This is a genomic window from Micromonospora sp. NPDC005806 (assembly GCF_042871425.1).
GTDB lineage: Bacteria > Actinomycetota > Actinomycetes > Mycobacteriales > Micromonosporaceae > Micromonospora.
The window spans coordinates 136,828-150,301 of sequence record NZ_JBIAIL010000012.1 but is presented as its reverse complement, the minus strand read 5'-3'; the positions used below and the strand labels follow the sequence as shown (position 1 = coordinate 150,301).

Below are 13,474 nucleotides of genomic sequence, written 5' to 3'. Positions count from 1 at the left end.
TTTCATGGAAAGAGTGGCCGTCCCGCCAGGGGAGGCCACTCTTTCCGCGAATTCGGATGGATCTTGTGTGATCAACGGGTCGGCTGAATGGCCGACGGTTACTTCTCCCCGACCGGGGCCGGGCAGGTGCCGGGCGGGGCCTCGGGCGAGCCGAGGTCGCCCAGCGACTGGTTCACCTCGGTGGTGGTGGCCAACTGCTGGAAGCTGTTGCCGAGGATCACGTCGACCGTGTCGTCCTTGCGCTTCAGGTCGGGTTCCAGCTTGGCGCTGTTGAGGAAATAGGCCCGCAGCAGCTGCGCGGAGCCGACGCCCTTCGGGCCGAATCGCAGCACCGCGACGTCGTCCACCGCCTTGGGGGCGTTGCCCTCCTTCTTGACCTGGAACTTACGGTTGCGGAAGTCGTCCGCCACGCTGCCGGCCAGGCCCACCTCGTCGGTGCCGTTGTAGACGTTGATCTTGACGTCCTTCGGCTCGCGCAGGGTCACGTCGGCCAGCGGCCAGCCCTTGGGGCAGCCCTCGGCGGTGCCCGCGTTGCTCTGGGAATCCTTGACCATCGCGACGACGACGAAGACCAGGGCGAGAACCGCCAGCAGACCGACGACAACGAGTGCTCGCACTCGCGCAAAACTCATCTGGGCGCTCCCCGGACAGTGATTGGGTGGCGGCGGCCGTCGCCCGCCGGCCGTCGAGTACGCCGCTGAGGTTAACGGTTGTCCGGCCGTCGCGTGGAAACAGTCCGACATGCCGGCGCGCCACCGGGGGAACGGGTACTACTACCCCTATCTTCGTGTCGCCTGAGTCACATTGGGAACAACTTCGGGCGCAGGGGCGTACATCTCTGCCGCGAGGGCGGTATACATGCCTCGCCCAAAGGGGGGGTAAGGTTCCGCGCTCGCTGGGGTAGTTCCTCCTGGCGGACTCGGCCCACCGGTCGTCGGGTCGTGTGACCGACACATTTGGTGGCCGGCCAGTGGAACCGAAACAGCGTCCTCCGGCGTTACACCCGGAAGCGACAATATCGATATGGGAGAGTGAAACCGATGGCCACCGACTACGACGCCCCGCGTCGCGACGAGGTCGACCTCGGCGAGGACAGCCTGGAAGAGCTCAAGGCCCGGCGGGTCGACTCACAGTCGGGCGCTGTGGACGTCGACGAGGCCGAGGTGGCGGAGAGCTTCGAGCTGCCCGGCGCCGACCTGGCCGACGAGGAGCTCACGGTCAAGGTGCTACCGATGCAGCAGGACGAGTTCCGATGCGGCCGCTGCTTCCTGGTCCACCACCGCAGCCAGCTGGCGGTCGAGCGCAACGGCGAGCTGATCTGCCGCGAGTGCGTCTGATCCCGACGCGTGTACACCGGCGGCGGCCTCCTCGACGGGGCCGCCGCTGTTCGAGCCGCCGTGCGCCGGTGGCCGGAAGCTGCTTGACTCGTACCCGCGGCTGCCACGCCGCGCGGAGCACGGGAGGGCGGACGGGTGAGCGAGCGCATCGAGCGGACCGGGGGACCGGACGCCGACGGGACCGGCGCCGAGCAACCGACCGGTAGCGGCGGAGCCGAGCGGCCCACGCCGGCCGCACCGAGCGGTGCGACCGACGAGCTCGGCGCGACCGTCGCCGCGCTCACCGCCGACGACATCGCCCCCGCCCGGCGCCGCCAGCTGCTCACCCGGCTGGTCGGCCAGGCCCGCGCCCGCGGCCTCAGCGACCTGTTCAAGCCGAAGGCCGCCATCCGCTGGATGTCGGACACCGTCGCCGAGGTCGCTCCGCACGTGCCGATCCGCGACCTGGCCACGCTCCGCCGGCACTTCCCCGGCTTGGACGACGACGAGCTGGCCGAGCGGCTGATCCGCAACGCCGCCCGGGCCACCGCCGGGGTCGGCGCGGCCGGCGGTGGGGTCGCCGCGGTCGAATGGACGGTCACCCCGACGCTGCTCTCCGCGCCCGTGCTGCTGGCCGCCGAGACGGTCACGGTGGTTGCCATCGAGCTGAAGTTGATCGGCGAACTGCACGAGATCCATCGCGCTCCGCTGCCCACCGCCGGGACCCAGCGCGCGGTCGCGCTGGTGCAGTCCTGGGCCACCCAGCGAGGGATCAACCCGATGATGCCGGGGGTCGGGGTGAGCGCGGTGCTGAGCACCGCCGCCCGCCGGGAGCTGCGGGACAGCCTGCTGCGCCGGTTCGGCCGCAACCTGACCACGCTCGGGCCGTTCCTCACCGGTGCCGCCGTCGCCGGCTACCTCAACCGCCGGGCCACCCGGACCCTCGGCGAGCAGCTCCGCAAGGACCTGCGCCGCCCGAGCAGGGAGCTTCCCGACGGCCGCCCCGCCCTGCCCTGACCGCCCAGGGCGGGTCAGGCGGCGTCGCGGGCGGCGAGGATCGCGGCGGCCAGCTCCACCGGGCGCCGGGTGCTCACCACCCAGAACGGGGTCGGGTCGGCCGGGTCGGCCAGCACCACCTGGACCGCGCCGCCGATCCACGGCCGCTGCACCACGAAGGCGAGCGGGTCGGCCCCGAGGCCGAGCACCTCGCGCCGGCCGGCGGCGTCCAGCGGGACCACGTCGGCGACGTGGCGCACCGGGAGGTGGGCGTCGTCCACCCACAGCTCGCCGTCGCGTACCGCGACCCGGAGCCGGCCCAGCCACGCCAGCGCGGCCACGGCCGCCGGAATCAGCAGCACGAACGGCAGCCAGGCGCGTACGCCCGTCGCGCCCATCCAGAGCTCGGCGGCGAGCAGCCCGGCCACGGCGAGGCCCGCCGGCCAGGCCCACCAGGGCAGCGTGAGCCGCTCCGAGTACTCCCGGGCGGCGGCCACCGGGGACGCCGGGGCGGACGAGGACGACGACAGGCTCACAGTCCGAGGGTACGGCGCACGGCCGGCCGGCCAACCGGCAGGATGGCAGGGTCACCCCCGCATGGACCGGACGGAAGAGGTAGACCGTGACAGACGTCGTACCCGTGCCCGTACGGCAGCTCGATCCGGAGCTGCCGCTGCCGGCGTACACCCATCCCGGCGACGCCGGCGCGGACCTGGTGGCCGCCGCGGACGTCGAGCTGCCGCCCGGCGGCCGGGCCCTGGTCCCGACCGGCGTGGCCATCGCGCTGCCGGAGGGGTACGTCGGCCTGGTGCACCCCCGATCGGGGCTGGCGGCGAGGCTCGGCGTGACGGTGCTCAACGCGCCCGGTACGGTCGACGCCGGCTACCGGGGTGAGATCCTGGTCAACCTGATCAATCATGATCGGGAGACACCCGCGAAGATCAGCCGGGGTGACCGGATCGCGCAGCTCGTCGTCCAGCGGGTCGCGCGGGCCGACTTCCAGCCGGTGGCGGAACTGCCCTCGTCCCGGCGCGGAACCGGCGGGCACGGGTCCACCGGCGGGCACGCCGGGCTGGTCCCGGCACCGGCGGGCGGGCAGACGGAAGAGGTGGCAGGGTGAGTGCGAACAGCGGAGGGTGGGCGCAGTGATCTTCTCCCGAAAGCGGGCCGAGGGCGCGCGGCACGCGCGTGACGAGCGGAACGCCGAGGTCCTCGACTTCGACGAGGCCGAGGAGACCGCGCAGGCGCCGTCCCGGGGCCCGTACGACATCTCCGAGGCGCCCGACGCGCCGCGGCTGGACCTGGGCAGCCTCCAGATCCCGGCGGTGCCGGACGTGGAGGTGCGGGTGCAGGCCGACCCGCAGGGCGTGATCCAGCAGGTGGTGCTGGTGAACGGCCAGAACGCCCTCCAGCTCGGCGTCTTCGCCGCACCCCGCTCCGAGGGCATCTGGGACGAGGTGCGCGAGGAGATCCGGCAGTCGCTGTTCAACGACGGCGCCGCCGCCGAGGAGGTCGAGGGGGAGTACGGCACCGAGTTGCGCGCCCGGGTGCGTACCCCGGACGGCATGACCGACCTGCGCTTCGTCGGCATCGACGGGCCGCGCTGGATGGTCCGGGCCGTCTACCAGGGCGAGGCGGCCAACGCCCCGGTCGCCGCCGGCCCGCTGGCGCTCTGCCTCGACGGCCTGGTGGTCGACCGGGGCCACGAGGCCAAGCCGGTCCGCGAGCCGTTGCCGCTGCGGCTGCCCCGCGAGGTGGCCGAGCAGCACGCCGCGCAGCAGGGCGAGGCCTGAGACCTACCGCGCCGGGCCCGGTCCCGTCGGCTCCCGTCGACGGTGCCGGGCCCGTCGCGCGTCCGCCGGGCGGGGGTACGCCCGGCCGACGCCGGCTCCGCGGCCGGACCGGATCGGCGTACGCTGGCGGGACGGTTCCGGCATCGGCCGGGCCGAGCCAGCGCCGGCGCGGACCGGCCCGGGTGGAGAGGGTGACGCGGAGGTCATGACGACCGACGAGAGTCGGGTGTCGCTGCGGCGGCTCCTGCATCGGCTCACCGCGAGCGAATCCGAGATCGAGGCGCAGGAGCTGCGCCGGGAGAGCGCCGAGTCCGGCGGCATGCCGGCCCACCAGTGCAGCCGGGGCCAGGTGGTCTCGGTCGCCGGGCGGCTCCGCACGGTGGTCTACACGCCCCGGACGAACCTGCCCACGCTCGAGGCGGACCTGTACGACGGCAACGACGTGGTCACCCTGGTCTGGCTGGGTCGGCGGCACATCGCCGGCATCGAGCCGGGCCGGCACCTCACCGCCCGCGGTCGGGTGGCCGTACGGGACGACCGCAAGGTGATCTACAACCCGTACTACGAGCTGGAGTCGCCGAAGTGACGACCGGACCGCACCGCACCACTGACCCGGAACTCGGGCCCGAGGACGAGCGGCTGCCCAGCCTCGCCGAGCAGATGGCCGACCAGCTCGGCGGCTGGCGGGGCCTGGTCGAGTCGAGCATCCCCGTGGTGGTCTTCGTGATCGCCAACGTGGTGGGGGAGCTGCGCCCCGCGGTGATCGCCTCGGTGGCCGTGGCGCTGCTGATCGCCGGGCTGCGGCTGGCCCAGCGCCGGCCGGTGCGGCACGCGGTCAACGGCCTGGTCGGCATCGCCATCGGCGCCGCCATCGCCTGGCGGACCGGCGACGAGCGGGACTTCTACCTCCCCGGCATCCTCTACGGCGTCGGCTACGGCCTGGCCCTGCTGGTCTCGGCGGCCGTCCGGCAGCCCCTGGTCGGCTGGATCTGGTCGGTGCTGGTGGCCAAGGGGCGCTCGGAGTGGCGGGACGACCCCCGGTTGGTGCGCACCTTCACCCAGCTCACCGTGCTCTGGGGCGTGGTCTGGCTGGCCAAGGTGGGCGTGCAGGCCGGGCTCTATCTGGCGCACCAGGACACCGCGCTGGGCGTGGCCCGGCTCGCCCTGGGCTACCCGCCGTACGCGCTGCTGCTGCTGATCACCGTCTGGGCCGTGCGCCGGGTGACCCGGGAGACCGCGCCGACGCCGCTGCCGGGCGCCTGAGCCCCGCCGGCCGGTCCCGCCGGCCGGCGGGACCGACGGGGGGTCACGCCCGGTCGCGGGTGCGCTCGACGCTGTCCGGCCCGAGGATGACCGCCCGGACTTCGTTCTCCACCGCGGCCGTGCACACGAAGATCAGCTCGTCGCCGGCCTCGATCGGGTCGTCCGGGCTGGGCACCAGCACCCGCTTACCGCGCAGGATCGCCACCAGGGCGGCGTCCCGGGGGATGGGCACCGCGTGGATGGGTTGGCCGACGTACGGCGCGGTGGGCGGCAGGGTGATCTCGACGAGGTTCGCCTCGCCCTGCCGGAAGGTCATCAGCCGGACCAGGTCGCCGACCGTGACGGCCTCCTCGACCAGGGCGGCCATCACCCGCGGCTTGCTCACCGCGACGTCGACCCCCCACTGCTCGGTGAAGAGCCACTCGTTCTCGGCCCGGTTGACCCGGGCGACCACGCGGGGCACCGCGAACTCGGTCTTGGCCAGCAGCGACACCACCAGGTTGACCTTGTCGTCGCCGGTGGCGGCCACCACCACCTCGCAGCCGGCGACGTTGGCCTCCTCCAGGCTGGCCAGCTCGCACGCGTCGGCGAGCACCCACTCGGCGGCCGGCACCCGGTCGGGGCGGAGCATCTTCGGCTGCCGCTCGATCAGCATCACCTGGTGCCCGTTGTCGATCAGCTCCTGGGCGATCGACCGGCCCACGTTGCCGGCGCCGGCGATGGCGATGCGCATGGCTCAGTGCCCTCCTTCCGGCGGCGCCGCCGCCCCCGAGGTGACCGACCCGATGATGTCGTCGGTCACCAGCATGAAGACCTGGTCGCCCTCCTGCACCACGGTGGAGGCGGTGGGCAGCGTGCCGATCCCGAAGCGGATGAGGTACGCCACCCGGGCGCCCGCGGACTCTTCGAGCTGCCGCAGCGGCCGGCCGATCCAGTCCTTGTGCACCGGCACCTCGATGATCGAGACGGTGCTGGTCGGGTCCCGGAAGATCTCGACGTTGCCCTCGGGGACCAGATGGCGCAGCATCCGGTCGGCGGTCCACCGCACGGTGGCCACGGTGGGGATGCCCAGCCGCTCGTAGACCTGCGCCCGGCGCTGGTCGTAGATCCGGGCGGCCACCCGGGAGACGCCGAAGGTCTCCCGCGCCAGCCGCGCCGAGATGATGTTGGAGTTGTCGCCGCTGGAGACCGCGGCGAAGGCGTCGGCGCGCTCGATGCCGGCCTGGCGCAGCACCTCGCCGTCGAAGCCGGCGCCGGTCACGGTGATGCCGGCGAAGTCGGGCCCGAGACGGCGGAACGCGTCCGCGTCCTGGTCGATCACCGCCACCGAGTGTCCCCGGGACTCCAGGCTGTGGGCCAGGGTCGACCCGACCCGACCGCAGCCCATGATCACGACATGCACGGTGTCCGCTCCTCCCACGGTGCCGCCCGCTGGCCCGTCGACTGCGAGCCTGCCACGTCCCCGCCGCAGGCGGGGGACCGACCGTACCGCGCGCGCGGACGCGAGGGTGATCAGGCACCCCCACCGGGTGGCGCGGGGTCGTCGTACTCTTGGCGGTTGTGGCCAACCCCACCTCGCTGCTGAAGCGACTCCTCCTCGGTCGACCGTTCCGGTCCGACCGCCTCCAGCACACCCTCCTGCCGAAGCGCATCGCGCTGCCGGTCTTCGCCTCCGACGCGCTCTCCAGCGTTGCGTACGCCCCGGACGAGATCCTGCTGACGCTCTCCATCGCGGGCGCGTCGGCTTTCTTCTTCTCGCCGTGGATCGCGCTCGCGGTCGTCGTGGTGATGCTCACCGTGGTGGCGAGCTACCGGCAGAACGTGCACGCCTACCCCTCGGGCGGCGGCGACTACGAGGTGGCGACGGTCAACCTCGGGCCGCGCGCCGGGCTCGCGGTGGCCAGCGCGCTGCTGGTCGACTACGTGCTCACGGTCGCGGTCTCGGTCTCCTCGGGCGTGGCGAACCTCGGCTCGGTGGTGCCCTTCGTGGCCACCCACAAGGTGTTGATCGCGGTCAGCGCCGTGGTGCTGCTCACCGCGATGAACCTGCGCGGCCTGCGGGAGTCCGGCACCGCGTTCGCCATCCCCACGTACGGCTTCGTGATCGTGATCGGCGGCATGCTGCTGACCGGGCTGTTCCGGATCTTCGTGCTCGGCGACGACCTGCGGGCACCGAGCGCCGGGCTGGAGATCCACGCCGAGCACAGCGTCACCGGCTTCGCCCTGATCTTCCTACTGCTGCGCACCTTCTCTTCCGGCTGCGCCGCGCTCACCGGCGTGGAGGCGATCTCGAACGGCGTGCCCGCGTTCAAGACGCCGAAGTCGAAGAACGCGGCGACCACCCTGCTGCTGCTCGGCACCATCGCGGTGACCATGCTGGTCGGCATCATCTGGCTGTCCCGGCTGACCGGGCTCCAGTTCGTGGAGGACCCGTCGCAGATCGTCTCCGGGCCGGACGGGTACGTGCAGAAGACCGTCACCGCCCAGCTCGGCGAGACGGTCTTCGGCAACGGCTCGGTGCTGCTCTACGTGGTGGCCGCGATGACCGCGCTGATCCTGTTCCTGGCCGCGAACACCGCCTTCAACGGCTTCCCGGTGCTCGGCTCGATCCTCGCCCAGGACCGCTACCTGCCCCGCCAGCTGCACACCCGGGGCGACCGGCTGGCCTTCTCCAACGGCATCGTCTTCCTCGCCGTCGCCGCCGTGGTGCTGATCGTCGGCTTCCAGGCCGAGGTGACCCGACTCATCCAGCTCTACATCGTCGGGGTGTTCGTCTCGTTCACCCTCTCCCAGGCCGGCATGATCCGGCACTGGAACCGACACCTGCGTACCGAGCGGGACCCGGAGGCGCGGCGCCGGATGATCCGCTCCCGGGCGATCAACACCTTCGGCATGGCCATGACCGGCGTGGTGCTGGTCATCGTGCTGATCACCAAGTTCCTGCTCGGCGCCTGGATCGCGATCGCCGCGATGGCGGTGATCTACCTGCTGATGCTGGCCATCCGCCGGCACTACGACCGGGTCTCCGCCGAGCTGGAGCCGACCGAGCAGCGGGCCGTGCTGCCCGCCCGCAACCACGCCATCGTGCTGGTCAGCAAGCTGCACCAGCCGACCCTGCGGGCCGTCGCGTACGCCCGGGCCACCCGGCCGGACACGCTGACCGCGGTCACCGTGAACGTCGACGAGAAGGACACCCGGGACCTCCAGGCCGACTGGGAGCGGCGCGAGCTGCCGGTGCCGCTGACCGTGATCGACTCCCCGTACCGGGAGATCACCCGGCCGATCCTCAACTTCGTCGCCTCGGTCCGCCGGGAGTCGCCCCGCGACGTGGTCACCGTCTTCATCCCGGAGTACGTGGTGGGCCGTTGGTGGGAGAACCTGCTGCACAACCAGAGCGCGCTGCGGCTCAAGGGGCGGCTGCTCTTCGAGCCGGGCGTGATGGTGACCAGCGTGCCGTGGCAGCTCGCCTCGACCGCCAACAAGAACCTGGACCGGCTGGACGCCACCCTGAGCCGAGGGCCGGCACGCGGGCCTCGGGTGGCTCCGCGCAGCACCCTGCCGCCGACCGTCCCGCCGGTGGTCTCCGCCCCGCCCGGGGAGAGCGGGGACCGCCGGTGACCGCGACCGCCCGACCGGGGCTGGAGGAGGCCGAGCGGGTCGAGCTGACCGTCGACGCGGTCGCCCCCGGCGGGCACTGCGTGGCCCGGGTGGACGGCCAGGTGGTCTTCGTCCGGCACGCGCTGCCCGGCGAGCGGGTGGTCGCCGAGGTGACCGAGCTGCACCGGGGCTTCGCCCGGGCCGACGCGGTGGAGATCCTGACCGCCTCCCCGGACCGGGTCGAGCCGCCCTGCCCGTACGCCCGGCCGGGCCGCTGCGGCGGCTGCGACCTCCAGCACGTCGCCCCCGAGGCGCAGCTCGACTGGAAGACCGCCGTGGTCGGTGAGCAGCTCACCCGGCTGGGTGGCCTCACCGACGCCGAGGTCGACGCGCTCGGCGTCCGCGTCGAGGCGCTGCCCGGCGGGTCGCTGGGCTGGCGTTCCCGGGTCCGCTACGCGGTCGACGGCGCCGGCCGGGCCGGGCTGCTCAAGCACCGCTCGCACGAGGTGGTGCCGGTCGACCGCTGCCTGATCGCCCACCCGGCCATCCAGGAGCTGCCGGTGCTCGCCCCCGACGGGGCCCGCTGGCCGGACGCGGACGCCGTCGAGACGGTCGCCTCCACCTGCGGGGACGTCAGCGTCGTCGCGTACGCCGCGGGGGTGCCCACCCCGGTGAGCGGGCCGGAGCAGGTCCGCGAGGTGGCCGCCGGCCGGGACTGGAGGCTGCCCGCGTCCGGCTTCTGGCAGGTGCACCCCGCCGCGGCGGACACCCTGGTCGGCGCGGTCCTCGACCTGCTCGAGCCGCGCTCCGGCGAGACCGCCTGGGACCTGTACGGCGGCGCCGGCCTGTTCGCCGCCGCGCTCGCCGGTCGGGTCGGCGACGCCCGGGTCACCCTGGTCGAGTCGGCCGAGCAGGGCGTGGCCGCGGCCCGGGCGAACCTGGCCGACCTGCCCGGGGTGGAGGTGGTCGCGGCCCGGGTGGAGACCGCGTTGGCCCGCCGCCGGGTCACCGGCCCGGTCGACCTGGTGGTGCTCGACCCGCCCCGCTCGGGTGCGGGCGCGCCGGTGGTGCGGGACATCGTCGCCGCCGGCCCGCGCGCGGTGGCGTACGTGGCCTGCGACCCGGCCGCCTTCGCCCGGGACGTGCGCACCTTCACCGGACTCGGCTGGCGCCTGGCCGCGCTGCGCGGCTTCGACCTGTTCCCGATGACCCAGCACGTCGAGCTGGTCGGGCTGTTCCTCCCGCCCGGCGCCTGACTAACCTGGCCCGATGAAGATCGTCGGGCTGATGTCGGGCACGTCGTACGACGGGGTGGACGTGGTGGCGGCCGAGTTCACCCGGGCCGGGGAGACGCTGCGGCTGCGCCCGCTCGGGCACCGCAGCCTGGACTACGACGACGGGTTGCGCGCCGAGATCGGCAAGCTGCTGCCCCCGGCGGCCACCACCATCGAGGCGGTCTGCCGGCTGGACAACCGGCTCGGCGAGGTCTTCGCCGAGGCGGCGGCGGCCGGCGTCGAGCTGGCCGGCGGCGCGGTCGACGCGGTGGTCTCGCCCGGGCAGACGGTCTTCCACTGGGTCGAGGCGGGCCGGGCCCGGGGCACCCTCCAGCTCGGCGCGCCGGCCCGGGTGGCCGCGCGGGTGGGCGTACCGGTGCTGCACGACCTGCGGTCGGCGGACGTCGCGGCCGGCGGACAGGGCGCGCCGCTGGTCCCGGTGTTCGACGCGTTGCTGCTCGACCCGGCCACCGCCTCGCGCGCAGCGCGGGGTTCGGGCGGCAGTGCGCCGCGCGCCGCACTCAATTTGGGCGGGATCGCCAACCTCACCGTGGTCGCCCCCGGCGCGCCCGTGCTCGGGTACGACGTGGGTCCGGCCAACGCCCTGCTGGACGCCGCCGCCCGGCGGTTCCTCGGCCGCCCCTGCGACCTGGACGGGGCCCGCGCGGCGGCGGGCCGGGTGCACGAGGGCCTGCTGGACCTGCTGCTCGCCGAGCCGTACTACGCCGCGCCGGCGCCCAAGTCCACCGGCAAGGAGCTGTTCCACGCCGGCTACCTGGACGCGAAGCTGGCCGCCCTGGGCGAGCCGGTGGCCGCCGACGACGTGCTGGCCACGCTGACCGTGCTGACCGCCGCGACGGTGGCCGCCGAGTGCGCCCGGCACGGGGTGACCGAGGTGGTCGCCGCCGGCGGCGGGGTGCGCAATCCCACCCTGATGGCCCGGCTGGTCGAACTCGCCGCCGACCGCTGGCGGCTGCGCACCACCGACGAGCTGGGGGTGCCGGCGCAGGCCAAGGAGGCGTACGCGTTCGCCCTGCTCGGCTGGCTCTCCTGGCACGGGCTGCCCGGGGCGATCCCGTCGGTGACCGGCGCCACCCGGGCCGCCGTGCTGGGCTCCTGGACCCCGGCCGGCCCGGCCCGGGCGGCGGCCCCGCCGGCCCCGCCGCGCCGGCTGGTGATCGAGGCCTGATCTCGGCTCCGACCTGGGAAGATCCACGGCCGGGCTGCGGGCTGTCGGGCGGCCGATAGACTCTTGCGTCATGAGTGTTGAAGAGGGCACGGCCAACCACGGCCGGCTGCTGGGCACCGTCCGCGGTCCGCAGGACGTGAAGCGGATGACCGCCGAGCAGCTGGACATCCTCGCCGCCGAGATCCGTGACTTCCTGATCGCCAAGGTCTCCCGCACCGGTGGGCACATCGGCCCCAACCTTGGTGTGGTGGAGCTGACCCTCGCGATGCACCGGGTCTTCGACTCGCCGCGGGACCGGCTCCTGTTCGACACCGGCCACCAGGCCTACGTACACAAGATCATCACCGGCCGGCAGGAGGGCTTCGACAAGCTCCGCCAGCGCGGTGGCCTCTCCGGCTACCCCAGCCAGGCGGAGAGCGAGCACGACCTGATCGAGAACTCGCACGCCTCCACCGCCCTGTCGTACGCGGACGGGCTGGCCAAGGCGTACGCGCTGCGCGGCGAGAAGCGCAGTGTGGTCGCGGTGGTCGGCGACGGCGCGCTGACCGGCGGCATGTGCTGGGAGGCGCTGAACAACATCGCCACCGCCGGCAACCCGCTGGTCATCGTGGTCAACGACAACGGCCGGTCCTACTCGCCGACCATCGGCGGCCTCGCCGACCACCTGTCGTCGCTGCGGCTCAACCCGGGCTACGAGAGGGTGCTCGACACCGTCAAGGACGCGCTCGGCAACACCCCGTTCGTCGGTAAGCCGATGTACGAGGTGCTGCACGCGGTCAAGAAGGGCATCAAGGACGCGGTCGCCCCGCAGGCCATGTTCGAGGACCTCGGCATCAAGTACGTCGGCCCGGTCGACGGGCACGACGTGACCGCGGTCGAGTCGGCGCTGCGCGCCGCGAAGAACTTCGGCGGACCGGTGATCGTGCACGCGGTCACCCGCAAGGGCTACGGCTACCGCCCCGCCGAGGAGGACGAGGCGGACTGCCTGCACGGCCCCGGCGGCGCCTTCGACGTCGAGACGGGTCAGCTGGTCGCCGCGCCGTCGGTCAAGTGGACCCACGTCTTCGCCGACGAGCTGGTCGCCGTTGCCGACGAGCGCCCCGACGTGGTGGGCATCACCGCCGCCATGGCCGAGCCGACCGGCATCGCCACCCTGGCCCGCAAGTACCCGCAGCGGGTGTATGACGTGGGCATCGCCGAGCAGCATGCCGCCACCTCGGCGGCGGGCCTGGCGATGGGCGGCCTGCACCCCGTCGTCGCCGTATACGCGACCTTCCTCAACCGGGCGTTCGACCAGGTCCTGTTGGACGTGGCGATGCACAAGCTGCCGGTCACCTTCGTCCTCGACCGGGCCGGCATCACCGGCCCGGACGGGCCCAGCCACTACGGGATCTGGGACATGTCCGTCTTCGGCGTGGTGCCCGGCCTGCGGATCGCCGCGCCCCGCGACTCGGCCAGCCTCCGCGAGGAGCTGCGCGAGGCGGTCGCCGTGGACGACGGCCCGACCATCCTCCGCTTCCCGACCGGCACCGTCGCCGCCGACCTGCCGGCCATCCGCCGGGTCGGCACGGTCGACGTGCTGGCCGAGTCGGCGCGTACCGACGTGCTGCTGGTCGCGGTCGGCTCCTTCGCCGGCCTCGGCATGGAGGTCGCCGCCCGGGTCGCCGAGCACGGCTACGGCGTCACCGTGGTCGACCCGCGCTGGGTCCGCCCGGCCCCGGCCGAGCTGGTCGAGCTGGCCGCCGCGCACCGGCTCGTGGTCACCGTCGAGGACGGTGTCCGGGTCGGCGGCGTCGGCGACGCGCTGGCCCAGGCCATGCGGGACGCCGACGTCCGGGTTCCGCTGAAGGACCTGGGCGTGCCGGCCGACTGGCACCCGCACGGCACCCGCGCGCAGATCCTGGCCGACCTGGGTCTGACCGCGCAGGACGTGGCCCGCGACGTCACCGGCTGGATCTCCGGCCTGGACGCCCAGCCCGTCGACCCCGCCGCCGACGCGGCCACCGCGAAGAACTGACGTCCCACGCCGAACCGGCGGTCCTGCTC

The 13,474-nt window shown here is 73.7% G+C and carries 14 protein-coding genes; 10 read left to right on the top strand and 4 right to left on the bottom strand.

Annotated elements, in window-relative coordinates:
* Nucleotides 1-98 precede the first annotated feature (98 nt).
* Nucleotides 99-617, bottom strand: a complete 519-nt coding sequence (locus ACFYOS_RS15640; protein WP_387141094.1) for a LytR C-terminal domain-containing protein — start codon at nt 615-617, stop codon at nt 99-101.
* 423 nt (nt 618-1,040) lie between these two features.
* Between ACFYOS_RS15640 and ACFYOS_RS15635 the strand changes: the two genes are divergently transcribed.
* Together ACFYOS_RS15635 and ACFYOS_RS15630 are read left to right on the top strand one after the other, a co-directional pair.
* Complete coding sequence (locus tag ACFYOS_RS15635) at nt 1,041-1,337, top strand: DUF4193 domain-containing protein (protein ID WP_046565779.1); 297 nt, start codon at nt 1,041-1,043, stop codon at nt 1,335-1,337.
* 135 nt (nt 1,338-1,472) lie between these two features.
* Nucleotides 1,473-2,333 carry a hypothetical protein gene (locus ACFYOS_RS15630; RefSeq protein ID WP_387140979.1) on the top strand — a complete coding sequence of 287 codons (861 nt, stop codon included), beginning with the start codon at nt 1,473-1,475 and terminating at the stop codon, nt 2,331-2,333.
* Nucleotides 2,334-2,347: 14 nt separating this feature from the next.
* Here the strand turns inward: ACFYOS_RS15630 and ACFYOS_RS15625 are convergent, their stop codons facing one another.
* Nucleotides 2,348-2,842 (bottom strand): DUF3093 domain-containing protein, encoded by a 495-nt coding sequence (locus ACFYOS_RS15625; protein ID WP_387141092.1) that lies wholly within the window; start codon nt 2,840-2,842, stop codon nt 2,348-2,350.
* A 92-nt stretch (nt 2,843-2,934) separates the two neighbouring features.
* Here ACFYOS_RS15625 and dut point away from each other — a divergent pair, with 92 nt between their 5' ends.
* The 4 genes from dut (at nt 2,935) to ACFYOS_RS15605 (ending at nt 5,368) form a co-directional block, all read left to right on the top strand.
* Entirely contained in the window at nt 2,935-3,432 is a 498-nt protein-coding gene (gene dut, locus ACFYOS_RS15620; RefSeq protein ID WP_387140977.1) for a dUTP diphosphatase, read from the top strand.
* A 25-nt stretch (nt 3,433-3,457) separates the two neighbouring features.
* Nucleotides 3,458-4,105, top strand: coding sequence for a DUF3710 domain-containing protein (locus ACFYOS_RS15615; RefSeq protein ID WP_387140974.1), 648 nt, complete (start codon nt 3,458-3,460; stop codon nt 4,103-4,105).
* A 205-nt stretch (nt 4,106-4,310) separates the two neighbouring features.
* Nucleotides 4,311-4,691, top strand: coding sequence for an OB-fold nucleic acid binding domain-containing protein (locus tag ACFYOS_RS15610; protein ID WP_387140971.1), 381 nt, complete (start codon nt 4,311-4,313; stop codon nt 4,689-4,691).
* A complete protein-coding gene (locus tag ACFYOS_RS15605) occupies nt 4,688-5,368 on the top strand; it encodes a DUF3159 domain-containing protein (RefSeq protein WP_387140968.1) in 681 nt (226 codons plus the stop codon). Before ACFYOS_RS15610 ends, ACFYOS_RS15605 begins: the two co-directional genes overlap by 4 nt.
* 43 nt (nt 5,369-5,411) lie before the next feature.
* Here ACFYOS_RS15605 and ACFYOS_RS15600 read toward each other — a convergent pair whose 3' ends face one another.
* Both ACFYOS_RS15600 and ACFYOS_RS15595 read right to left on the bottom strand, forming a co-directional pair.
* Nucleotides 5,412-6,101, bottom strand: coding sequence for a potassium channel family protein (locus tag ACFYOS_RS15600; protein WP_387140966.1), 690 nt, complete (start codon nt 6,099-6,101; stop codon nt 5,412-5,414).
* A 3-nt stretch (nt 6,102-6,104) separates the two neighbouring features.
* Nucleotides 6,105-6,770 (bottom strand): potassium channel family protein, encoded by a 666-nt coding sequence (locus ACFYOS_RS15595; RefSeq protein WP_387140963.1) that lies wholly within the window; start codon nt 6,768-6,770, stop codon nt 6,105-6,107.
* Nucleotides 6,771-6,928: 158 nt separating this feature from the next.
* On the opposite strand from ACFYOS_RS15595, the gene ACFYOS_RS15590 reads away from it, so the two are divergent.
* From ACFYOS_RS15590 to dxs, 4 genes are all read left to right on the top strand, one after another.
* Nucleotides 6,929-8,986 carry an APC family permease gene (locus ACFYOS_RS15590; RefSeq protein WP_387140960.1) on the top strand — a complete coding sequence of 686 codons (2,058 nt, stop codon included), beginning with the start codon at nt 6,929-6,931 and terminating at the stop codon, nt 8,984-8,986.
* A complete protein-coding gene (locus tag ACFYOS_RS15585; RefSeq protein ID WP_387140957.1) occupies nt 8,983-10,221 on the top strand; it encodes a class I SAM-dependent RNA methyltransferase in 1,239 nt (412 codons plus the stop codon). The genes ACFYOS_RS15590 and ACFYOS_RS15585 overlap by 4 nt, the downstream gene beginning before the upstream one ends.
* Nucleotides 10,222-10,234: 13 nt before the next feature.
* Nucleotides 10,235-11,428 (top strand): anhydro-N-acetylmuramic acid kinase, encoded by a 1,194-nt coding sequence (locus tag ACFYOS_RS15580; RefSeq protein WP_387140954.1) that lies wholly within the window; start codon nt 10,235-10,237, stop codon nt 11,426-11,428.
* 70 nt (nt 11,429-11,498) lie between these two features.
* Nucleotides 11,499-13,445, top strand: a complete 1,947-nt coding sequence (gene dxs, locus ACFYOS_RS15575; protein WP_387140951.1) for a 1-deoxy-D-xylulose-5-phosphate synthase — start codon at nt 11,499-11,501, stop codon at nt 13,443-13,445.
* Nucleotides 13,446-13,474: the final 29 nt, after the last annotated feature.